Raw genomic sequence first — 21,601 nt, forward strand, 5'->3', positions numbered from 1 at the left:
GGAGGCATCGGGTGCGCATTCTCGTGTGGCACGTCCACGGCGGCTGGATGGACGCGTTCGTCCGCGGCGCGCACACGTACGTGATCCCCACGACTGACGCGCGCGACGCATGGGGCCTCGGGCGCGGTGGTCGCGAATGGCCGGACGGTGCCGTCGAGCGCGATCCCGCGCTGATCTCGGCGGACGACATCGATGTCGTCGTCCTGCAGCGGACCGAGGAGATCGAGGCCGCGGAGCGTCTGCTCGGCGTCCGCCTCGGACGTGACATCCCGGCCGTGTTCGTGGAACACAACACGCCTCGTGTCGACGTGCCCGCGTCGCTGCACCCATTGCGCGACGATCCGACCATCACCATCGCGCACGTCACGCACTTCAACGCCCTGATGTGGGACACGGGTCGTGCTCGCACCACCGTGATCGAGCATGGCGTCGTCGACCCCGGACCGCAGTACACCGGCGCGCTCGAGCGCTTCGGCGTCGTCGTGAACGACCCGGTGCGCCGGATGCGAGTCGCAGGCGCGGACCTCCTTCCCGCGTTCGCTGCCGCGGCGCCGATCGACCTGTTCGGGATGGGCAGCGACGGGCTCGGCGACGCGCTCGGCCTGCCGGAGGATCGACTCACGCTGCTCGGCGACGTCAAGCCGGATCCGATGCACGCGGCGCTCGCCGAGCGGCGCGCCTACCTGCATCTCAATCGGTGGACATCGCTCGGGCTCTCCCTCATCGAGGCGATGCATCTCGCCATGCCGGTGCTGGTCCTTGGAACCACCGAAGCGGCACGTCTCGTCCCACCGGACGCCGGAGCGATCTCCACCGACGTCGCCGACCTGGTCGCCGCGGCGCGACGCCTCCTGGAAGATCCAGACGAAGCGGCGCGTCGAGGACGCGTCGCCAGGGAGGCTGCGCTCGCCAAATACTCGCTCGCCCGGTTCCTGGCCGATTGGGACGCGCTCCTCGACGACGTCGTCAGCGCGCAGCACCGACACCGACCCTCCGGCAGGCCCTCGGCCTCCGACGCCCCTGCCATCCCACTGCACGAGAGGACTCCGGCATGAGAATTGCGATGGTCTCAGAGCATGCCAGCCCGCTGGCGACGCTCGGCGGCGTCGACGCGGGCGGACAGAACGTCCACGTTGCCGCACTGTCCGGAGCGCTCGCCGACCGGGGACACCAGGTCACGGTCTACACGCGGCGGGACGATCCGTCGGTTCCGACGCGTGTGCCGCTCCGACCGGGCGTCGACGTCGTGCACGTCGACGCCGGACCGGCGACACGGATCTCGAAGGACTCGCTGCTGCCGTACATGGGCGATTTCGCCGCGTTCCTCGTCGATGCGTGGACGATCGAGCGCCCCGACATCGTGCACGGTCACTTCTGGATGTCCGGCGTGGCTGCGCTCGATGCTGCCGACCGTCTCGCGGCTCGCGACGGACGGCAGCGCATCCCGGTCGTGCACACGTTCCATGCGCTCGGCGTCGTGAAGCGGCGCCATCAGGGGGCCGCAGACACCTCCCCCGCGGAGCGCGAATGGTTGGAGCCCGGGGTCGGGCATCGCGTCGACCAGGTCATCGCGACCTGTTCCGACGAGGCGTTCGAGTTGAAGGCGCTCGGGGTGCGGAACGGTGCCATCTCCGTGGTTCCCTGCGGCGTCGACGTGCACGCGTTCACACCCGACGGCCTGACCGAGGTCCGTGACCGCCGATACCGGATCGTCACGGCCTCCCGACTGGTGCAACGGAAGGGCGTCGGGACGACGATCGATGCGCTCGCGCGCCTCGTTGCCGACGGCGTCGACGTCGAGCTGGTCATCGTGGGCGGCGCAGGCGCGGCGGGTGTCGACCTCCCCGACGACCCTGAGTATCAGCGCCTGGATGCGCTCGCCCGACGGCTCGGAGTCCGTGACCACGTGACGTTCCGTGGCCAGCTCGCACAGCAGGAGATCCCGTCAGTGCTGCGGAGCGCAGACGTCGTCGTCTGTGCTCCCTGGTACGAACCATTCGGCATCGTGCCGCTCGAGGCCATGGCGTGCGGTGTCCCGGTCGTCGCCTCGAGTGTCGGCGGTCTCATCGACACCGTTGTCGAGGACGCGACCGGACTGCACGTGCCCCCCAGGGACGCCGACGCTGTCGCAGCCGCCGTCCGCGCACTGCTCACCGACGATGCGCGACGGCGCGCCTACGGTCGTGCCGGACGGGAACGCGTCGAGCAGCGGTACACGTGGACGAAGGTCGCCGCCGACACCGAGCGGGTCTACAACCGGGTGATCGCGAGGACGGAGCGCGCCACGCGTGCGTCGCACGCTGCGGTCACCGAACCAGGCGCCCACAGCACCGGTCGGGTCGCTGCCCGCCGCGCAACCCTGCCCACGACCGTCTCCGGGAGGAACTGACGATGACCATCGAACAGACCACGCGCCTCGACAGCAGCGCAGCCGCCGTTCGCGGCCACATTCTCGCGTCGGTTCCCGTGATCGCCTCGCTCGAACGGCACGGCGACCACATCGCCGCGTGGGCAGACGAGCTCGCAGGTCGACTCGGACGCGGTCAGCGCCTCCTCGCCGCCGGCAACGGCGGCTCTGCCGCGGAGGCGCAGCACCTGACGAGCGAACTCGTCGGCCGGTTCGACGGCGACCGCCCGGCGTATTCGGCGATCTCGCTGCACGCCGAGTCGTCGGCCGTCACCGCGATCGGCAACGACTATGGCTACGACCAGGTATTCGCGCGCCAGGTCGCCGCGCACGCCCGCGCCGGCGACGTGCTCGTGCTCCTCACGACGAGTGGCCGGAGCGCGAACCTCCTCAATGCCGCACGCGCCGCGCGATCCGTCGGCGTCCGGACCTGGGCCATGACCGGCCCCCGACCCAATCCGCTTGCGGAACTCGTCGACGACGCGATCTGCATCGACGGCCCGTCCGCCAATGTGCAGGAGGCGCAACTCGTCCTGGTCCACGCCCTGTGCCGCGCCATGGAACCGGCCCTCCGCGGCCGGGCCGCGCATGCGTCGGCGCGCGTCGCGGCATCGCTCGGAGCGGGCGCGTGAGCGGAGCCATGCAATCCCGGCGTCGGATCGTCGTGGTCGGCGACACGCTGCTCGACGTCGATCTCTCCGGCACGTCCGAGCGTCTGAGCCCGGACGCGCCCGTGCCGGTCCTCGAGGTGCAGCAGGAGGTCAAGCGCGCCGGCGGCGCGGGGCTCGTGGCCGCGATGCTCCGCCGCGACGGTCATGACGTGACGCTCGTCACCGCGCTCGGGGACGACCCGGGTGCCGACGCGATCCGAGACGCCCTCCCCGGCGTGGCCATCGTCGCCGGGCCCTCCGGGGCGCCGACACCGGTGAAGACCCGCGTTCGCATTGGCGGTCACGCGCTGGTCCGCATCGACGAGGGCTGCGAGGCGCCCCCGGTTCCTGTGCCGACCGACGAGATGCTCGACGCGCTCCGCCACGCGGACGCCATCGTGGTCGCGGACTACGGTCGCGGGATCGCCGGAGCGGAGGCAGTGCGCTCGACCCTGGCCGATTTGGCGGCATCGCTGCCGGTCGTCTGGGATCCGCATCCGAAGGGCGCCGCACCGGTCGCCGGAGTGGCGGTCGTGACGCCGAACGCCGCGGAAGCGGGCCGGCTCACCGACGCCTCGGGAACCGGCGTGCCGTTCGCTGCAGCGGCAGCAGAGTCCCTCCTGACCCGGTGGGACGTCGGTGCCGTCGCAGTGACCCTCGGCGAGCACGGTGCGCTCGTCCGCACCGCGCACGGCGATAGTCGATTCGTACCAGCCGAGGCCGTCGACGCGGCTGATCCCTGCGGGGCGGGCGACCGCCTTGCAGCGAGCACAGCGGTCGCGCTCGCGGAGGGCGCCGCGGTCGAAGACGCGGTTGCGACCGGTGTCGCGGCGGCGGGCGCCTATCTGCGCGCTGGCGGTGTCGCATCGATGCTGCGGCCGATGACGCCGCCGACCGTCCCCGGCACCGACCGCGACGCGGTCCGGATCGCCCATGCCGTCCGGGCGGACGGCGGCACCGTCGTCGCGACGGGCGGCTGCTTCGATCTCCTGCACGCCGGCCACGCCCGAACACTCTCCGCGGCGCGAGCGCTCGGCGACTGCCTCATCGTCTGTCTCAACTCGGACCGATCGGTCCGAGCGCTGAAGGGGCCCGACCGCCCCATCATGAATCAGGATGACCGCGTCGAACTCCTTCTTGCGCTCGACTGCGTCGACGCGGTCATCGTGTTCGACGAAGACACGCCGGACGACGCGTTGCGGCGATTCCATCCCGACATCTGGGCCAAGGGCGGGGACTACTCCGCCGACGACCTCCCGGAGAGCCGGACGCTCGCCGAGTGGGGCGGTCGAGTCGTGACCGTGCCCTTCCATCCCGGGCGGTCGACGACGCGGCTCGCCGCTGCGCTCGCCCGCGTGGGCTGACCCGGCGCCGACCTGCCCCTCCCCGGTCGTCGCGATCAGCGCGGCGACCCCGTCGAAAGGACACCTATGCCTATTCCCATGACTCCGATCGGACGCGTCCTCATCACTGGCGGAGCCTCCGGACTCGGTGCGGCCGTCGCTGCCGCGGTCGCGGAGGCCGGCGGGACGCCGATCGTGCTGGACCTGAACGTCGATCGTGTCCCCAGTGGGTGGGATCGCGCTGCCGTCGACGTCACCGACACGGCCGCGACCGACGCCGCCGTGCGCGACGCAGCCGAGCGACACGGCGGTCTCGATGCGGTCGTCACCGCCGCGGGCATCGACACGCCCGCTCCGATCGACGGGATCGCGGCCGAGGCGTGGGAGCGCATCGTGCGTGTGAACCTCATCGGTACCGCGGCCGTGGTGCGTGCCGCGCTTCCAGCGTTGCGGCAGTCGCACGGACGCGTCGTCGTCGTGTCGTCGTCGCTCGCGCTTCGCGGCGTCGGCGACGGTACCGCCTACTCAGCGTCGAAGTTCGGCGTGCGCGGGTTCTCGCAGGCGCTCGCCGCAGAGCTGCGCGGGGAGGTCGGGGTCATCAACGTGATCCCGGCCGGCATGCGGACGGCGTTCTTCGAAGGACGGTCTGAGCAGTACAAGCCCGGTCCCGACGCAAAGCTCATCGAGCCCGAGTACGTCGCAAACAGCATCCTGTTCGCGCTCGGACAGCCCGCGGGTTGCGAGATCCGAGAGCTTGCGATCATGCCGGCGGACGAGCCGAGCTGGCCGTAGCGGAAGTCCGCAGCAGGTCTTCGACCTGCGCGAGCACAGCGTCCGTGGACACATCGGCGACGAACGACGGATCGTGCTCGCAGCGCTCGGCAGTCCATCCGACCTTGGTCACGTCGATCCCGCAGACCGGGCACCGTGTCGTGAAGGCCATCTCGACACGGTGCCGGGCACGGTCGAACGGGCCGGCGTTGATCACGTTGCCGAACCAGAACACGCCGACCGTGCGCGTCCCGACAGCGACCGCGAGGTGACGCGGGCCGGAGTCGTTGGCGACGACGACGTCGGCGACGGCGAGCATTCCCGGCAGCTCCACGATCGGAAGATCGCCCGCCAGGTTCCAGAACCGCCCGGCGGCGTCGCTTCCGACGGCGCGCTCGATCTCCGCCGCTGCGGATCGATCCGACGCGTCGCCGATCACCACGACCGCGTCCCCCTGGGCCAGGCGAGCCCGTGCCACGGCCGCGAACCGTTCTGCTGGCCACCGACGCCGCGGGTCGGTCGCACCCGGATGCAGGACGATCACTCGGCGCCCGTCCGCCGCGATCCGCGCGGCCGCCGCAGCCCGCTCGGCGTCGCTGACGGCGATCGTGGGGTCGAGCGTGACGGGCGCGGCGCCGGCCAGCCCAGCGACTTCGAGCCATCGAGCGATCTCGTGCTGGTAGTACTCGTAGCGCAGCCAGCGCTCGAGCACCTCCGCGTCCTCGGTCGCGGTGCCCACCGTGTGCCGGGCCCCGAGGCGCATGAGGAACGGATTCGAATGCCGTCCGCCGCCGTGCAGTTGCACCGCAAGGTCGAAGCGACCGGCAAGCCGTGCCACGAACGCGTCCACCGGCTCATCCCGCGGGCCGGGCGTTCCTGCACGAACGCCTGGGGCGATCGGGATCAGCTCGACGGCGTCCGTTGGTCCGGGGCGCCCGGCGAGCAGCTGACGGGCGAGGGGCGTGCCGAGCAGGGTGATCCGTGCCTCCGGATAGGCGGCGGCGAGTGCATCGATGGCAGGCAGCGCGAACATCAGGTCACCGAGCCCGCCGCCGCGGAGCACCGCGATCTCGTGGACATCGTCGAACGTTGGCCAGAGCTCACCGATTGCGCGCATCGTTCCTGTCTACCGGGTGGAGAACTGCTCGTGGCCCGCTCGTCCGGGCGCGAACGGTCCCGTGTCGCGCTCTCCGGACAAACCCGGGGGACATCTCTCCGGACAGTTGCTGCAGGACCGGACACGGACAGCGGTGCCGCGCAAGGTGGGGACCGACCGACCCTGAGGAGGACCCGCGTGACCATCGCGACCAGCATCAGCTCCGATCCGCTGACCACCGACCCGTCCGACCGGGAGGCGCCGCGCGTTCTCGACGTGCGCAATCCGCGGGACGGAATGATGGCATCGCGCGTCGAGGTTGCGTCTCCGGCTGCGCTGGAGGCCGGAGTGCGTCGCGCCCGAGCGGCATTCGCGGGGTGGTCGCGGACCGCCCCCGGGGAGCGCGGTCAGGTACTTCGGGCTGCGGCACTCGCGCTTCGCGAGCACGCGGAGGAACTCGCGGCGCTGAACACGCGCGAAACGGGCAAGGTTCCCGGGGACGCGCTCGGCGGCGTGATGGCCGGCATCGACACGCTCCTGCAGTACGCGGAGCTCGGTCCGCTGCATCGCGGCGAGGCGCTGCGCGGCAGCTTCGGCGCGGGCGACTTCGCGGTCCCCCACCCACGAGGCGTCGTGCTCGCGCTGACACCGTGGAACGACCCGGTGGCGGTCGCATGCGGGATCCTCGGCGCGGCGATCGTCTCCGGGAACACCGTGGTGCACAAGGCAAGCGAGCGGTGCCCTGCGACCGGAGCTCGGCTCAACGAACTGCTCGCGGCGTCGTTGCCCGACGGTGTGCTCGTCGGGATCGACGGGGATGCGGCGACGGGCGAGGCGCTGCTGTCCCAGGATGGGATCGCCGTCTACGCGCACGTCGGGTCGACGGCGACCGGCGACCTGCTCGCGGCGGCAGCGGTGCGATCACGGGCGCACGTGATTCGGGAGAACGGCGGCAACGACGCCATCATCGTGGACGGCACGGTGGATCCCGAGTGGGCCGCTGCGCAGACGGCGCTCGGCGCATTCGCGAACACCGGACAGATCTGCACGAGCGTCGAACGCGTCTACGTGCATCGGGCGATCGCAGACGAGTTCCTGCGCGCACTCGTCGCCCGGGCCGAGGCACTGACCGCGTCGGATCCGGACACGTTCGGGCCCCTCGTCGATGCCCGCATGCGCGAGGCCGTCCAGGCGCACGTCGACGACGCCGTGGCAAACGGTGCCCGCGTGCTCGCCGGCGGGAGCATCCCGTCCGGCGACGGCACGTTCTACCCGGCGACCGTGATCGCGGACTGCACTCCGGACATGCTCGTGATGCGCGAGGAGACCTTCGGCCCCGTCGCCCCGGTCCAGATCGTCGACGACTTCGCAATGGGCCTCCGTCTCGCGCAGGAGGATCGCTACGGCCTGGCAGCAACGGTCCTGACCGCGGACACCGGCCGCGCACTCGAGGCCGCAGCGGTGCTGCCGGTCGGCACGGTGAAGGTGAACGCGGTGTTCGGCGGAGCGCCGGGCGGGAGCGCCCAGCCGCGTGGCGCCTCCGGAGCCGGATTCGGATACGGACCGCGCCTGCTCGATGAGATGACGACCCTCACGGTGGTGCACCTGGAGGCCGCCGTCACGTCGCCTGAGACGGTGCAACGATGACCGTCGCCGATCCGCGTCTCATCGAACGGGTGCTGGTGCGCGCGGCCGCAGAGCGTCCCGTCGTCACTGTCGTCGGCGATATGATCCTCGACCGCTGGTCGGTCGGACTCGCGGAACGGGTCAGCAGAGAGGCGCCCGCGCCGGTGGTCCGCCTCACCGAATCGATCGACGTCGCGGGCGGTGCCGCGAACACCGCCGCGAACCTCGCCGCGCTCGGGGCCGACGTGCGCATGGTGGCGTTCGTCGGAGACGATGACGCGGGCCGTGTGCTCCGCCGATTGCTCGATCAGGCCGGCGTCGACACGAGCGGCCTCGTCGCGGTGGCGAACCGGCGCACGGCCACGAAGACGCGCATCGTCGGTGGCGACCGGGTTGTCGTGCGCGTGGACGACCTTCCCGATGCCCCGAGCGACGCCGACCTGTCGCGGCTCGGCGGAGCACTCGCCCGCGCCCTCGTCGAGACGGCCGCCGTAGTCGTCTGCGACTACGAGCTCGGGATCCATCCCGACGCGCTCATTCCCGCGATACAGACCACACGTCCGGCGACGGTCGTCGTGGATGCGCACGAGGTGGTTCGGTGGACCGCACTCGCGCCCGATGTGGTCACGCCGAACAGCGCGGAGACCGAACGGCTGCTCGGGCGGTCGCTCGGCCACGGAGCAGACCGGGTTGCGATCGTCAGCGATCTCGCCGAGCCGCTCCGAGCGGCGAGCGGCGCTCGCAACGTCATCGTGACCCTGGACCGAGACGGAACGGTCGTATTCCCCGAGCCGACGCCGCAGGGCGCCGGCACAAAGGGAGCTGGACCGGCGGACGCTGGCTCGTCGACGCGGGGCCCCATCCGAACCCGGGCGACCCCTGCCTCCGAGCAGCAGGCGTCCGGCGCGGGCGACACGTTCTGCGCGACCCTCACGCTGGCGCTCGCAGTCGGTGAGGACATCGTCGACGCGGCCCGCATCGCGCAGACCGCTGCCGACGTGGTGGTCCGGGAAGCCGGAACGTCCGTGTGCCAACCTGCGCAACTCCGGGAGGCGGCGACCGGCCCCGTATCGCGGGTGGTCGATCATGACGATCTCGTGGACGTGGTTGCGGCGGCGCGGCACGACGGTCGACGCATCGTCTTCACGAACGGATGCTTCGACGTGGTGCACCGCGGGCACACGACGTACCTGCGACAGGCACGGCAGCTCGGCGACCTCCTTGTCGTCGCCGTGAACGACGACGACTCGGTCCGCCGACTCAAGGGGCCCGAGCGTCCGATCAACAGCGCCGAGGATCGCGCGGGCGTGCTCGCGGCGCTGGCATGCGTCGACCTCGTCACCGTGTTCGCGACCGACACGCCGATCCCGCTGCTCGAGCGGGTCCGTCCGGACGTTTACGTCAAGGGCGGCGACTACTCCCCCGACATGCTCGCCGAGACCGACGTCGTCCGCTCGTATGGCGGCGAGGTCGTGATGGTGGACTACGTGCCCGAGCATTCGACGTCCGAGGTGGTCCGACGCATTCGGGAGGCCGCGCGATGACGTCGACCAGCGTCTCGGCGGTGGCTCCGCATGCACGCCCAGCGGCCGAGTGGGCTCGGCCGCCAGCGGATCGGCAGGCGCCCGAGGTCGATGTGCTCATCCCGAGCGCCGGCCGCTCGGCGGATCTCGCGGTCACCCTCGCCGGTCTCGCGGGCCAGGACCGTCCGTCGTTCCGGGTCACGATCAGCGATCAGTCGCCGGGCGGAAGCGGGACCGCCGCGCCGGCCGTGCAGGCAATGCTTCGCGTGCTCGATGCGCAGGGACGCGCCCCGCGGGTGCTCATGCATCCGGAGCGGCGCGGTCTCGCCGAACAGCGACAGTTCCTCCTCGACCACGCCGACGCGCCCGCGGTGCTGTTCCTCGACGACGACGTCTGGTTGGAACCGGGAACCGTCGATCGCATGCTCGACGCGCTGCGAACGTACGACTGCGGACTCATCGGGTCGGCCGTGCAGGGCCTGTCCTATCTCGACGACGAGCGCCCCGATGAGCTGCGCGCGTTCGAACCGTGGGACGGCCCGGTGAAGCCCGAGCGTGTGCGCCGAGGCACTCCCGAGCACGACCGGTGGCCGCTCCACAACGCCGCGAACCCGACGCATCTCGCGGCGCGACACGTGCGGCCCGACGGATCGTGGCGCGCGTACCGCATCGCCTGGGTCGGCGGCTGCGTGCTTTACGACCGGGAGGACCTCCTCGCGGTCGGTGGGTTCGACTTCTGGCGCGACCTCCCGCCCGAGCACGCGGGCGAGGACGTGGTCGCGCAATGGCGCGTCATGGAGCGGTTCGGCGGCGCCGGCGTTCTGCCGAGCGGCGCCGTGCACACCGAAGCGCCGACCACGGTCGTCGATCGCCGCATCGATGCCCCCGACGTGCTGATGACAGACCGTGACGACGCGGCCGCCGACTCCCAGAAGCCCGAGCCGCCGCGCCAGGCGGCTGACCAATGCGCCGTGCAGGGCGGCGCCGATCAGGAAAGGAAATAGAGGACATGAGCAGTCCGAACCCCATTCAGATGCAGAAGTACCTCGGCGGCGTCGACTACCCGGCGTCGAAGGATGACCTCGTCTCGACCGCCGAGCAGCACGGTGCCGACGACGCCGTGCTCGACGCGCTCCGACGTATTCCGGACGGCGAGTACGACGCTCCGACCGCCGTGTCAGAGGCCATCGGCGACCTCGACTGATCCGACATGACCGATCACGAGAAAGGAGTGGCCATGACCGCCTATGAACGCGACGAGACCGTCGAACCGCTCCGGATCCGGAGCTATCGCCAGGAAGTCCGGGCGATGCGACGCGGGTGGCAGGTCAGCGGCGAGTCCCCGCAGCCGTCCGTCGACGACCTGCGTGAGAACCTGACGCCCGGGGTGCGCACGGATCGCACCCGCTGACGAACGGGAGGCGCGTCGGACATCCGATGCGCCTCCCGTCTCCGTCTTGGCCGGCAGCCGCACATCCTGGGTCGGCACCATGCGTGCGCCGGTTAGCGTCCGGGACATGGCAGACCTCAACGAACCCCAGAACGTCAGCACCAAGTACCCCGGCCCCCCGTTCGAGACGCCGAAGGTGCCCGGCCCGGCGAGCATCAGCGATATGGATCCGCGACCGGATCACGGCGAGGACAGCTACGTCGGTCACGGCCGACTCGAGGGTCGACGCGCGCTGATCACCGGCGGCGACTCCGGTATCGGTCGCGCCGTCGCCATCGCCTACGCCCGTGAAGGGGCCGACGTGGTGCTGAACTACCTGCCGGACGAGCAGCAGGACGCCGAGGACACCGCGCGCTACGTCGAGCAGGCCGGCCGGCGGGCGCACCTCGTTCCCGGCGATCTCTCGGACGAATCGTTCTGCACCGATCTGGTCAGCGCCGCCGTCGATTTCCTCGGTGGCATCGACCTGCTCACGTTCGTCGGCGGGCGCATGCCCACGATCGACGGCATCGAGGATTTCGAGACGTCGAACTGGCAGAACGTCGTCGACGTGAACCTCTCGTCGCTGTTCTGGATCACGAAGGCCGCAAAGCGGCACTTCGGCCCCGGCGCCGTGATCACCGTCACGAGCTCGGAGCAGGCGTTCCAGCCCAGCCCGAGCTTGGTCGAGTACGCGGTCACCAAGGCGGGGATCTCCAACTGGGCGCGCGCGATGGCCGCGCAGTTGGCGTCAGAGGGCATCCGTGTGAACGCCGTCGCGCCGGGGCCCTTCTACACGCCGCTGCAGCCGGCCTCGGACCCGAAGCAGAAGCTTGAGAACTTCGGAGGCAGCGGCCCCTATGGCCGACCGGGCCAACCCGCGGAGCTGGCGTCGACGTACGTGTACCTCGCGTCGCAAGAGGCGTCGTACACGAGCGGCGAGACAATCGCCGTCACGGGAGCGATTCCGATCCACTAGTCCGGTGGTCGTCCGGTAGATTCGCGCCGTGTCCGTCCCTCGTCGACGACTGCTTCGCACCGTCCTCGCGCTTGCTCTTGTCCTCGTCCTCGCGATCGCCACGGTCGTGACTGTTCGTACGCTCACGACGAGCGGCCCTCGGTCCGTTGCGGCATCGTCCCGACCGGCACCTTTCGCCACGCACTCGGCGCAGCCGACTCCCGCGACCTTCACCACTGCCCAGGGGGTGGAGGCGCGTTGGGTGATCGAAGAGAACCGTCGGCCGGGTACGGCCGCATGGCGGATCCCCGCCGGTGCATCGTCGGCGATCGCGGGGTTCGCGGATCACACCCAAGCCACCGTCGGTGAGACGGTCGGCGTGTTCGTCTCCACCCGGGCGACGACGTTCCGCGTCGAGGCGTATCGCATGGGCTACTACGGGGGTGCTGGCGCCCGCCTCATCTGGCGCTCGGGGCCGCTACCTGGCCATCAGCAGGCGACCTGCCCAGTGACGCCCGGCACGAACATGGTGTCGTGCGACGGCTGGACGAAATCGCTGACGCTGCCGATCACGGCCGCGTTCGTGCAGGGCGATTACCTGCTGAAACTCGTCGGCGACAACGGTGCGCAGAGCTACGTCCCGCTGACCGTGTGGTCGCCGACGAGCACGGCCGCGTACCTGGTCGAGAACGACGAGTACACCTGGCAGGCCTGGAACCCCTACGGCGGATTCGAATTCTATCAGGGGGTCGGCGCGTGCAAGCCGACCTATCCGGTGTGCAACCGCGCGCGCGTCGTATCGTTCGACCGACCATACGGGTACGGACAGGGTGCTGGGGACTTCATGGCGAACGAGCTTCCCCTCGTCTCGCTCGTGGAGCAGCGCGGGTTGGATGTGACCTACGCTCCGGACATCGTGTTCGACGAACATCCGTCGTTCCTCATGCAGCACCGGGTGCTGCTCTCGCTCGGGCATGACGAGTGCTGGTCACTTGGAGAGCGTCAGGCCGCGGTGGCAGCGCAACGCCAGCACGGCCTGAACATCGTCTACTTCGGGGCCAGTCCGGTACTCCGACACGTCCGACCACAGAGCTCACCACTGGGCGCCGACCGCGAGGTCGTCGACTACCGTGACGGTGCCGCAGATCCGCTCGCTGGTCACGGCGATCCAAGGAACGTCACCGGCAACACGTGGTCGTCACCGCCGGCGAACTGGTCGGAGGTACCGATGGTCGGAGAGGCGTATTCGGGGTTCATGGAGCCCGGCGGCCGACCGGTCGGCATGACGATCACCGACGCCCCGAGCTGGCTCTTCGGCGGTACCGGCCTGCACGTCGGCTCCGTCGTGCCCGGCGTGATCGAGAGCGACTTCGACCAGTTCGATCGATCGTTGCACGCGTCGAACCTCGAGCTCTTCGCCCATTCGGCGATGCCCGCGAACGGCATCCAGACCTCCATGCCGCCCGCGTATTCGGACATGAGCTACCAGACCGACCCCGTGTCGGGAGCGGGCTCGTTCGACACCGGCACGGTCGCCTGGATCCCGAACATGCCGGCCCATCCGGTCCTCGCGCAGATCACGGGGAATCTGCTTGCAGCCTTCGGCGAAGGACCAGCGGGCCACCTGCATCCGAGCGTGGGCAACTGGCAGCAGGACTACCCGGGCGTGCACTGATCTCGGCGAGCGCGACAGCGCGGGCGCCGCGTGGAAGCGACCATGCAGCGCCCGGCGATCGAAGGAACGCCGGCACGCCGCGGCCCCTGAATGTGGTTCAGGCGGACTCGCGCCAGACGATCTCGGTGGGCAGCATGACGCTCTCGAGCACATCGTCGTCGTCCGCGCCGCGAAGCTGATTCACCACGCGTTGTGCCGCGTACCGGCCGAGCGTCTCCGCGGGCTGCCGGACGGTCGACAGCGGCGGAACGCAGCGCGTCGCCCACGAGCTGTCATCGAAGCCGACGATGCCGATCTGCTCGGGCACCGCGATGCCACGGCGATGCAGCACATCGAGCGCTCCGGCGGCGACGGCGTCCGACGCTGCGAACACGCCGTCGAGGTCCGGGGCCCGCCGCAGCAGCTCCTCCATGCCAGCGACACCGGCGTCATAGCTGTAGAAGGCGTGCGGGATGACGAGCGCCGGATCGAACCGCTCGCCGAGCACGGCGGTGAAGCCGGCGAGGCGATCCTGCCCGGAATCGCGGTCGAGACCGCACGCGAGCATGCCCACGCGGCGCCGACCGGTCGCGAGCAGGCGAGTGACGATTTCCTCCGCTGCCCGTCGGTTGTCGATGCCGATGTACGAGACATGATGCAGATCGGGCGGATGTCCGACCAGTGCCGCGGGGATCCCGAGCTCCTCGATCGCCTCGGTGATCGGGTCTCCGGTTCGTGCCGAGAGGACGATCGCGCCGTCGACGAATCCGCCCCGCAGGTAGTCGACGACGCGGTCGCTGTCGCGCTGGGAGTCGACCATCAGTGTGACCATCTGGTAGTCGGCGTCGGAGAGGACGGCGTTCGTCCCGATGAGGATGTTGCCGATGTTCGGGTCTTCCAGGACGAGCGAGTGCGGCTCGTGCACGATCAGGGCGACCGCGTTCGACTGCCGGGTGGCCAGGGAACGGGCCGCGGTGTTCCGGACGTACCCGACCTTCTTGATCGCGGCCTCGACGGCCTCACGAGCGCTCGCTGAGACGTACGGCTCCCCGTTGAGCACGCGGCTGACGGTGCCGCGGGAAAGCTGCGCCTCCGCCGCGACCTCGTGGATCGTGACGCGGCGCGCCACGGTTCGGTCTCGCCCCATAGGCGCCACTGTAGCCGAGCGGATCGCTCGTCCTGACCAGCGATCGAATCGGTCCGACACGATTGTGAGTTGACATCTCGGAATTTCTGCGCTGTACTCTGGGAACGCTCCCAGAACTGATCAGCGCACTGTTCGCCTCGGTTCTGTGAACGCTCCCAGACCATGGGTCTTCACCGTCGAAGCAGGTGCTCGTCGGGCGGCCCCGACGACAGGATTCCCGTGACGCTCCGCTCCCTCCCGATCCCGGCCGAGACCGCGCCCGGCCTCGGTCTCGACGGGCTCGCCTTCGGCTGCGACTACAACCCGGAGCAGTGGGACCGCGACGTCTGGCGCGAGGATGTCGCCCTCATGCGTCAGGCCGGCGTCAACCTCGTGGCGATCAACATCTTCGGCTGGTCTCACGTCGAGCCGCGCGACGGCGAGTACGACTTCAGCGGGCTTGACGAGATCATCGAGTTGCTCGCCGACGCCGGCATCGGCATCGATCTCGGCACGGGGACGGCCTCGTGCCCGCCCTGGCTCACCACCGCGTACCCCGAGGTTCTCCCCGTCGTCGCGGACGGCACGACCCGCTGGCCCGGTGGTCGCCAGGCATGGTGCCCGAGCTCCCCCGTCTACCGGGAGAAGTCGATCGCACTCGTCCGCGCGACGGCGGAGCGCTACGGGTCGCATCCGGCGGTGAAGCTCTGGCACGTGTCGAATGAACTCGGCTGCCACAACGCGGCCTGCTACTGCGACGTCTCCGCGGCAGCATTCCGCTCCTGGCTGGAGGCACGCTACGGATCCATCGCCGCGCTGAACAGCGCGTGGGGAACCGCGTTCTGGAGCCAGCGGTACGACACCTTCGCCGAGATCCTGCCGCCGCGCGCGACGCTCTCGTTCGTCAACCCCACGCAGCGGCTCGACTTCGACCGGTTCTGCTCCGACGAGCTCCTCGGACAGTACCGGGCCGAGGCCGCCACGATCCGCGAGTTCAGCGAGATCCCCATCACGACGAACTTCATGGTCGCAGCCCACATCACAGCGCTCGACTACTGGAGCTGGGCGCCCGAGATGTCGGTCATCGCCAACGACCACTACCTGGATCACCGGCTCCCACGGCCGCATGTGGAGCTCGCATTCGCGGCGGACACGACGCGCGGCCTCGCCGGAGGCTCGCCCTGGCTCCTCATGGAGCACTCGACGTCCGCCGTGAACTGGCAGCCGCGGAACCTCCCGAAGGCGCCTGGCGAGATGCTCCGCAACACCGCTGCCCACATCGCTCGCGGTGCGGACGGGGTCTGCTTCTTCCAGTGGCGCGCCTCCGTGAGCGGCAGCGAGAAGTTCCACTCCGCGATGCTCCCCCACGCCGGAACCGACTCGCGCGGCTGGGCGAACACGGTCGAGCTCGGCCGGATCGTCACACGACTCGCCGAGGTGCGCGGCGCCCGCGTCCACGCCGACGTCGCCCTCGTGTTCAGCTGGGAGAACCAGTGGGCCGCCGATCAGGAGGCGCACCCCACCAGCGACATCCGCGCGCTCGAGCAGGTCCACGCCCTGTACGGCGCGCTCTGGGACCTCGGCGTCACCGTCGACATCGTGCCCCCTGGTGCACCCCTCGACGACTACGCACTTGTCGTGGTGCCGCACCTCTACCTCGTGCGCGATGCCGACGCCGCGGTCATCGCGGACTTCGTCCGACGCGGCGGCCACGCCCTCGTGACGTTCTTCAGCGGCATCGTCGACGAGACGGACCGGATCCGCGCCGGCGGCTACCCCGGGGCGTTCCGCGATCTGCTCGGTGTCCGAGTCGAGGAGTTCGCGCCGCTCGCCGAGCACGATGCGGTCGCACTCTCGGACGGATCGGTGGCGACCATATGGACCGAGCCGGTCTCACTCACCGGGGCCGAGTCGATCCTCCAGTACGTATCCGGTCCGCTGGCCGGGATGCCGGCCGTCACCCGCAACCGGGCGGGCGCGGGCTCCGCCTGGTACGTGTCGACCGTGCTGCAGCCCGCGTCGCTCCGCGCGATCGTCGAGCGGGTCACTCGCGAAGCCGGCGTGCACCCCACCGCACCCGGAGCCGGGGCAGGTGTCGAAATCGTCCGCCGTTCCAACGACACGCACGAATGGGTGTTCGTCCTCAACCACACCGACGCACCGGTCGAGCACGGCTTCAGCGGGCATGAGCTCGTCACCGACCGCGCGATCAGCGGAACCACCGCACTCCCAGCCGGAGGCACGCACATCATCCGCCAGGACAGGAGCCGTCCATGACATCCACCACGCCGCGCGCGGCGGAGCGCACACTCGCCGAGACGCGCCGCCGCTCCGACGATCCGAAGCGCCGATCCGGCGGCGGATTCCGCTACCGGCGCGCGATCGCCGTGTTCATCGTGCCGTTCGCGGCGCTGTTCACCGCGTTCTATCTCGCACCCATCCTCTACGCGGTGTGGGAGTCGCTCCTCAAGATCCACCGGAACGGCACCTTCGGCGCCCCGACGCAGGTGTTCGGCGGGTTCAGCCAATACGTGCTCGTGTTCCAGGACAGCGAGTTCTGGGCGTCGGTGTTGCGCGTGCTGCTCTTCGGGGTCGTCCAGGTGCCGATCATGCTCGCCCTCGCGTTGCTGTTCGCGCTCCTGCTCGACTCGCCACTCGTTCGCGGGAAGCGGTTCTACCGACTCGCGTTCTTCGCCCCGTACGCGGTGCCGGGCGTGATCGCGGCGATCATGTGGGGCTACCTGTACTCACCACAGCTCTCGCCGTTCGGGTTCGCGACCTCGCACGTGAACTTCCTCGGCGGCGGCTTCGTGCTGTGGGCCGTCGCGAACGTCGTGACGTGGGTCTACGTCGGCTACAACATGCTGATCATCTACTCGTCGCTGCTCGCGATCCCGAGCGAGATCTACGAGGCAGCACGCCTCGACGGTGCGTCCCAGTTCCGCGTCGCCTGGTCGATCAAGATCCCGCTCGTCGCCCCCGCGATCGTGCTCACCGCGGTGTTCTCGATCATCGGCACGCTCCAGCTGCTGACCGAGCCGACCGTGTTCCGCCAGTTCACGTCGACGATCTCATCGACGTTCACGCCGAACATGCTCGTCTACTCGACGTCGTCGATCCCGAACTTCAACCTGGCGGCCGCGTTCTCCGTGGTCCTGGCCGTCGCCACGTTCATCCTGTCGATCGGATTCCTCCGACTGACGCAACGGAGGGCCGCCCAGTGACCGTCGAAACGCCCGTTCGCCCCGCCGCACCGCTCCGCGACCCCCACCCAGCCCGGTCCAGCCGTGCGCGCGGTCCTCGTGAGAGCGTGCTCTCCCGCGGTGCCGCCACCCTGATCATGGCGGTCTTCACGGTCTACTTCCTGCTCCCGATCTTCTGGCTTCTCGTCTCCTCGACGAAGACCACGAGCAACTTCAACTCGACGTTCTCGCTGTGGTTCAGCGCGACGAGCCTGCAGGACACGGTCAAGAACCTCACCGATCTGTTCACGCATCAGGGCGGGATCTATCTGCGCTGGATGGCGAACAGCATCGTGTACGCGACGGTCGCCGGCGCCCTCGGCACGGTCCTCGCCGCCATGTGCGGCTACGCCCTCGCGAAGTACCGGTTCCGCGGACGGGAGGCGCTGTTCAACCTGTTCCTCGGCGGCGTGCTCGTCCCCGCGACCGCGCTCGCGCTCCCTCTCTTCCTCATCTTCAGCCAGGTGCAGCTCACCGACACCTTCTGGTCGGTGTTCCTGCCGAGCATCGTGAGTCCGTTCGGCGTCTACCTCGCGCGCATCTACGCGGCCTCGAGCGTTCCCGACGAGATCATCGAAGCGGCGCGGATCGACGGATCGGGCGAGGTCCGCACGTTCTTCACCGTCGCGATCCGACTGATGTCCCCCGCGCTCGTGACCGTGTTCCTGTTCCAGTTCGTGGCGATCTGGAACAACTTCTTCCTGCCGCTCGTGATGCTCCGCAACTCGAGCCTGTTCCCGGTGACGCTCGGGCTGTACACGTGGAACTCGAGCGTCAGCCAGTACCCGGACCTTCGCACGCTCGTCCTCATCGGATCGTTCGTGTCGATCATCCCGCTCCTGATCGCCTTCCTCAGCCTGCAGCGCTTCTGGCGCAGCGGGCTCGGAAGCGGCGCCGTCAAGTAGGCGCGCCTCCCACTCGCCTCCCCAAACGGCCGCACCGGCCGCGATCTCACCGACCGACACGGTCCGGCTCGACCGGCACCGTGCCTCCTGCCCGGACGCCTGTCCGGCACATCCCGAAATGGAAGACAGCATGAAGACAACGAAGTTCCTCAGCGTCGCGGCACTCGCCGTCGCGGCGACGGTGGCCCTGGTGGGCTGCAGTTCCTCTGGGTCCGGCTCGGGCTCATCCGGCTCGTCCAACGCGTCCGCCTCCTGCGCGCCGTCCAAGGGCAAGGTCAACCTGACCTTCACCACCTGGGTGCCGAACATGGACAAGGTCGTCGCGATCTGGAACAAGGCGAACCCGAACATCCAGGTCAAGGTGTCGATCGTCGCGAACGGCAACAGCGGCACCTACCAGAACTTCTTCAACGAGCTCAAGGCCAAGCAGGCGCCGGACATCGGACAGGTCGAGTACGACACGCTGCCCGCCTTCCGCGTGCAGGACGGGCTGCAGAACATCGCCTCCTGCGCCGGCGTCTCCGCCGCCAAGGCGGACTACTCGTCCGGGCTCTGGAACCAGGTCACGTTCGGCGAGTCGAACTCCGCGTACGCCATTCCGCAAGACTCCGGCCCTATGGCGCTCTACTACCGCAAGGACCTGTTCGCCAAGGCGGGCATCCCCGTTCCGACCACGTGGGATGAGTACGCTGCCGACGCCGCGAAGATCAAGGCGATGGGCGGATACATCACCGACTTCGCCAAGGGCGACGTCAACCAGTTCGCCGGATTCGTGAGCCAAGCCGGTGGCCAGTGGTTCTCGACGAAGAACGGCACCTGGAACGTGAACCTGACCGACGCCGCGTCGACCAAGGTCGCGAACTACTGGCAGCAGCTCATCAGCAGCAACGAGGTGAACACGCTGCCGAGCTTCACCGACCAGTGGAACAGCGCGTACAACAGCGGGAAGGACTGGACGTGGGTCTCCGCCGTCTGGGGTGCGAACACGATCTCGAGCGGTGCGCCGAGCACCTCAGGTGACTGGGCCGTCGCGCCGATGCCGCAGTGGACCGCTGGCGACAACGCCTCGGCAGCCTGGGGCGGCTCGTCCGATGTCGTCTTCAAGGACAGCAAGCACCCGGCCGAGGCGGCGAAGTTCCTGCTCTGGCTGAACACGTCCAAAGAGGCGCTCAGCGCGCTCAACAGCGCAGCCAACCTCTACCCCGCCGCGTCGACCGGCGCGAACCTCCCGGCGCTCAGCAGCGGACTGCCGTTCTACGGCAACCAGAAGATCTACCAGGAATTCGCCACCGCGGCGAAGAACATCAAGCCGTTCACCTGGGGCCCGACCATGACGCAGACGTACAGTGACGTCTCCGACGGCTTCGGCTCCGCCGAGACCGGCCAGGGCACGCTGCTCGACGCGTTGAAGACCGGTCAGACCAAGACGATCGCGGCCCTCAAGGCGCAGTCGATCCCGGTCCAGTAAAGCCGGCCGAGCGGGCCGATCCCCGCTCCGGCCTCCCCCGGCGCCGGTCGTCTCCTTCCCCCCAGGAGGCGGCCGGCGCTTCTCTGCGCCCGCGGGTGCGAGGAGCAGCCCGACGGCTGCTGATAGCCCCAGGGCTGGGAGGAGCAATGGAACGCCGACACCCCGAAGCCGGGACGAGCAATGGCACGCCGACACCCCGAAGCTGAGAGGAGCAGCGGCACGCCGACAGCCCGAGGCCGCGTACCGGGCAGGCAGCCGCGCTACTGCAGCGCGCTCGTGCGCGACGGATCCGCGGTCGACGCGGGCTGCACCAGTCCGCGATAGATGTCGATCACCTGCTCCGTCGCGCCGCTCCATCCCCACTCGAGCGCCTCCCGCCGTGCGAGACGGCTTCGCTCGGCGGGGTCACCGACGGCGAGCACCTCGTCGATGAGCGGACGGAATCGCTCGGGGGCATCGGTCGGCACCAGTCGCGCCACGGGCACGTGCGCGAGCAGCTCCCGGCTGGCCGGGGAGTCAACCGCTACGACCGGAACGCCGCACGCCATCGCCTCGATGAGGACGAGCCCGAGGGTCTCGGTGGTCGACGTGAACACGAACGCGTCCGCGCGCTGGTATTCCCGCGCGACGTCGTCGCCGCGAAGCGGCCCGACGAACACCGCTCCGGTCCCTGCGAATGCCGCTTCGAGCGCCACCCGGTCTGGCCCGTCGCCGACGATGCGGAGTTCGACGTCCGCCGACCGGGCGAGCGGCAGCAGGCGCCGGAGGCCCTTCTCGTCGGCGAGTCGACCCACGTAGAGCGCGACGATCCTTCCGTTGTCTGGACGCGCCTCCCGCCCGCCTGGCTGGAAGCGCTCGAGGTCGACGCCTCGGCGCCAGAGCACGACGTTCCGGACCCGATGTTCGGCGAAGAGCTGCCGCGAATGCTCGGAGGTGACAAGGTTCACGGCGGCCGCGTTATGCAGGGCGGCAATGATGCGCCAGATGATCGGGCGCGACCAACCCAGATGGTAGGAGCCCGCGTACAGCGCGATGTCGGTGTGGAACGACGCGACCAGCGGCACGCGATGCCGTTTTGCCCAGAGCACACCGGCGATGCCGATCGTGAACGGACTGACGACGTGCACGAGGTCGGGCGCGAACGGCGCAAGCGCCCGGCCAACCGCCGGCGAAGGGAGCCCCCACGGCTGACCGCCGTACACCCAGCTCACCCGGAACGCGGGCACGCGCACGATCCGGAGGCGCCCCTCCTGTTCATGATGCGGCGCACCCGGCATCCGCGGCGCCACCACGAGCACCTCGTGTCCGGCCGCGAGGAGCCCGTCGATCGTCGACCGGAGCCGGGTGACCACGCCGTTGATGGCGGGCTCCCAGACCTCGCTGACGTAGGCGATGCGCATGCT

The 21,601-nt window shown here is 69.8% G+C and carries 19 protein-coding genes; 16 read left to right on the forward strand and 3 right to left on the reverse strand.

Annotated features, from left to right (window positions below):
* Nucleotides 1–11 precede the first annotated feature (11 nt).
* From CAM01S_RS09325 to CAM01S_RS09345, 5 genes are all read left to right on the forward strand, one after another.
* On the forward strand, nucleotides 12–1,055 hold the full coding sequence (locus CAM01S_RS09325; RefSeq protein ID WP_066520195.1) for a glycosyltransferase: 1,044 nt from the start codon (nucleotides 12–14) through the stop codon (nucleotides 1,053–1,055).
* Entirely contained in the window at nucleotides 1,052–2,389 is a 1,338-nt protein-coding gene (locus CAM01S_RS09330) for a glycosyltransferase (RefSeq protein ID WP_066520198.1), read from the forward strand. The genes CAM01S_RS09325 and CAM01S_RS09330 overlap by 4 nt, the downstream gene beginning before the upstream one ends.
* A 2-nt stretch (nucleotides 2,390–2,391) precedes the next feature.
* Nucleotides 2,392–3,039, forward strand: a complete 648-nt coding sequence (locus CAM01S_RS09335) for a D-sedoheptulose-7-phosphate isomerase (protein WP_066520201.1) — start codon at nucleotides 2,392–2,394, stop codon at nucleotides 3,037–3,039.
* An 8-nt stretch (nucleotides 3,040–3,047) separates the two neighbouring features.
* Nucleotides 3,048–4,421: a PfkB family carbohydrate kinase gene (locus CAM01S_RS09340; RefSeq protein WP_066521140.1), complete on the forward strand. Its 1,374-nt coding sequence runs from the start codon at nucleotides 3,048–3,050 to the stop codon at nucleotides 4,419–4,421.
* Between the two features lie 78 nt (nucleotides 4,422–4,499).
* Complete coding sequence (locus tag CAM01S_RS09345; RefSeq protein ID WP_066520204.1) at nucleotides 4,500–5,192, forward strand: SDR family oxidoreductase; 693 nt, start codon at nucleotides 4,500–4,502, stop codon at nucleotides 5,190–5,192.
* Here the strand turns inward: CAM01S_RS09345 and CAM01S_RS09350 are convergent.
* A complete protein-coding gene (locus CAM01S_RS09350; RefSeq protein ID WP_066520206.1) occupies nucleotides 5,161–6,288 on the reverse strand; it encodes a glycosyltransferase family 9 protein in 1,128 nt (375 codons plus the stop codon). The genes CAM01S_RS09345 and CAM01S_RS09350 overlap by 32 nt on opposite strands.
* A gap of 177 nt (nucleotides 6,289–6,465) precedes the next feature.
* Between CAM01S_RS09350 and CAM01S_RS09355 the strand changes: the two genes are divergently transcribed.
* From CAM01S_RS09355 to CAM01S_RS09385, 7 genes are all read left to right on the forward strand, one after another.
* Nucleotides 6,466–7,914: an aldehyde dehydrogenase family protein gene (locus CAM01S_RS09355; protein WP_083527912.1), complete on the forward strand. Its 1,449-nt coding sequence runs from the start codon at nucleotides 6,466–6,468 to the stop codon at nucleotides 7,912–7,914.
* On the forward strand, nucleotides 7,911–9,437 hold the full coding sequence (rfaE2, locus tag CAM01S_RS14665; protein WP_066520209.1) for a D-glycero-beta-D-manno-heptose 1-phosphate adenylyltransferase: 1,527 nt from the start codon (nucleotides 7,911–7,913) through the stop codon (nucleotides 9,435–9,437). Before CAM01S_RS09355 ends, rfaE2 begins: the two co-directional genes overlap by 4 nt.
* Entirely contained in the window at nucleotides 9,434–10,420 is a 987-nt protein-coding gene (locus CAM01S_RS14670) for a glycosyltransferase family 2 protein (protein ID WP_157071504.1), read from the forward strand. Before rfaE2 ends, CAM01S_RS14670 begins: the two co-directional genes overlap by 4 nt.
* 5 nt (nucleotides 10,421–10,425) lie before the next feature.
* Complete coding sequence (locus tag CAM01S_RS09370) at nucleotides 10,426–10,620, forward strand: DUF2795 domain-containing protein (RefSeq protein ID WP_066520210.1); 195 nt, start codon at nucleotides 10,426–10,428, stop codon at nucleotides 10,618–10,620.
* Between the two features lie 33 nt (nucleotides 10,621–10,653).
* On the forward strand, nucleotides 10,654–10,827 hold the full coding sequence (locus CAM01S_RS09375) for a hypothetical protein (protein WP_157071505.1): 174 nt from the start codon (nucleotides 10,654–10,656) through the stop codon (nucleotides 10,825–10,827).
* Nucleotides 10,828–10,933: 106 nt separating this feature from the next.
* Nucleotides 10,934–11,824 (forward strand): SDR family oxidoreductase, encoded by an 891-nt coding sequence (locus tag CAM01S_RS09380; protein ID WP_066521147.1) that lies wholly within the window; start codon nucleotides 10,934–10,936, stop codon nucleotides 11,822–11,824.
* A 28-nt stretch (nucleotides 11,825–11,852) separates the two neighbouring features.
* Entirely contained in the window at nucleotides 11,853–13,478 is a 1,626-nt protein-coding gene (locus CAM01S_RS09385) for a N,N-dimethylformamidase beta subunit family domain-containing protein (protein WP_066520214.1), read from the forward strand.
* Between the two features lie 97 nt (nucleotides 13,479–13,575).
* On the opposite strand, the gene CAM01S_RS09390 is transcribed toward CAM01S_RS09385, so the two are convergent.
* A complete protein-coding gene (locus tag CAM01S_RS09390; protein WP_066520216.1) occupies nucleotides 13,576–14,604 on the reverse strand; it encodes a LacI family DNA-binding transcriptional regulator in 1,029 nt (342 codons plus the stop codon).
* A gap of 219 nt (nucleotides 14,605–14,823) precedes the next feature.
* On the opposite strand from CAM01S_RS09390, the gene CAM01S_RS09395 reads away from it, so the two are divergent.
* From CAM01S_RS09395 to CAM01S_RS09410, 4 genes are all read left to right on the forward strand, one after another.
* Nucleotides 14,824–16,860, forward strand: coding sequence for a beta-galactosidase (locus CAM01S_RS09395; protein ID WP_245631597.1), 2,037 nt, complete (start codon nucleotides 14,824–14,826; stop codon nucleotides 16,858–16,860).
* Nucleotides 16,857–17,807, forward strand: coding sequence for a carbohydrate ABC transporter permease (locus CAM01S_RS09400; RefSeq protein WP_066520219.1), 951 nt, complete (start codon nucleotides 16,857–16,859; stop codon nucleotides 17,805–17,807). The genes CAM01S_RS09395 and CAM01S_RS09400 overlap by 4 nt, the downstream gene beginning before the upstream one ends.
* A 116-nt stretch (nucleotides 17,808–17,923) precedes the next feature.
* Nucleotides 17,924–18,730, forward strand: a complete 807-nt coding sequence (locus tag CAM01S_RS09405) for a carbohydrate ABC transporter permease (protein WP_066521158.1) — start codon at nucleotides 17,924–17,926, stop codon at nucleotides 18,728–18,730.
* A gap of 130 nt (nucleotides 18,731–18,860) precedes the next feature.
* The gene (locus CAM01S_RS09410) at nucleotides 18,861–20,198 is read left to right on the forward strand and encodes an extracellular solute-binding protein (protein ID WP_066520221.1); all 1,338 of its coding nucleotides are present in this window, start codon (nucleotides 18,861–18,863) and stop codon (nucleotides 20,196–20,198) included.
* Between the two features lie 260 nt (nucleotides 20,199–20,458).
* Here CAM01S_RS09410 and CAM01S_RS09415 read toward each other — a convergent pair whose 3' ends face one another.
* Nucleotides 20,459–21,598, reverse strand: a complete 1,140-nt coding sequence (locus tag CAM01S_RS09415; RefSeq protein ID WP_066520223.1) for a glycosyltransferase family 4 protein — start codon at nucleotides 21,596–21,598, stop codon at nucleotides 20,459–20,461.
* Between the last annotated feature and the right edge of the window lie 3 nt (nucleotides 21,599–21,601).

It is taken from the genome of Curtobacterium ammoniigenes NBRC 101786 (assembly GCF_001571045.1).
GTDB lineage: Bacteria > Actinomycetota > Actinomycetes > Actinomycetales > Microbacteriaceae > Curtobacterium > Curtobacterium ammoniigenes.

What these genes read in the sequence shown, in the direction of transcription:
- rfaE2 (WP_066520209.1), top strand. Translation starts at nt 7,911, where the DNA reads ATGACCGTCGCCGATCCGCGTCTCATCGAACGGGTGCTGGTGCGCGCG.
- CAM01S_RS09375 (WP_157071505.1), top strand. Translation starts at nt 10,654, where the DNA reads ATGACCGCCTATGAACGCGACGAGACCGTCGAACCGCTCCGGATCCGG.
- CAM01S_RS09400 (WP_066520219.1), top strand. Translation starts at nt 16,857, where the DNA reads ATGACATCCACCACGCCGCGCGCGGCGGAGCGCACACTCGCCGAGACG.
- CAM01S_RS09350 (WP_066520206.1), bottom strand. Translation starts at nt 6,288, where the DNA reads ATGCGCGCAATCGGTGAGCTCTGGCCAACGTTCGACGATGTCCACGAG.
- CAM01S_RS09330 (WP_066520198.1), top strand. Translation starts at nt 1,052, where the DNA reads ATGAGAATTGCGATGGTCTCAGAGCATGCCAGCCCGCTGGCGACGCTC.
- CAM01S_RS09415 (WP_066520223.1), bottom strand. Translation starts at nt 21,598, where the DNA reads ATGCGCATCGCCTACGTCAGCGAGGTCTGGGAGCCCGCCATCAACGGC.
- CAM01S_RS09370 (WP_066520210.1), top strand. Translation starts at nt 10,426, where the DNA reads ATGAGCAGTCCGAACCCCATTCAGATGCAGAAGTACCTCGGCGGCGTC.
- CAM01S_RS14670 (WP_157071504.1), top strand. Translation starts at nt 9,434, where the DNA reads ATGACGTCGACCAGCGTCTCGGCGGTGGCTCCGCATGCACGCCCAGCG.
- CAM01S_RS09405 (WP_066521158.1), top strand. Translation starts at nt 17,924, where the DNA reads ATGGCGGTCTTCACGGTCTACTTCCTGCTCCCGATCTTCTGGCTTCTC.
- CAM01S_RS09390 (WP_066520216.1), bottom strand. Translation starts at nt 14,604, where the DNA reads ATGGGGCGAGACCGAACCGTGGCGCGCCGCGTCACGATCCACGAGGTC.
- CAM01S_RS09380 (WP_066521147.1), top strand. Translation starts at nt 10,934, where the DNA reads ATGGCAGACCTCAACGAACCCCAGAACGTCAGCACCAAGTACCCCGGC.
- CAM01S_RS09345 (WP_066520204.1), top strand. Translation starts at nt 4,500, where the DNA reads ATGACTCCGATCGGACGCGTCCTCATCACTGGCGGAGCCTCCGGACTC.
- CAM01S_RS09335 (WP_066520201.1), top strand. Translation starts at nt 2,392, where the DNA reads ATGACCATCGAACAGACCACGCGCCTCGACAGCAGCGCAGCCGCCGTT.
- CAM01S_RS09410 (WP_066520221.1), top strand. Translation starts at nt 18,861, where the DNA reads ATGAAGACAACGAAGTTCCTCAGCGTCGCGGCACTCGCCGTCGCGGCG.
- CAM01S_RS09340 (WP_066521140.1), top strand. Translation starts at nt 3,048, where the DNA reads ATGCAATCCCGGCGTCGGATCGTCGTGGTCGGCGACACGCTGCTCGAC.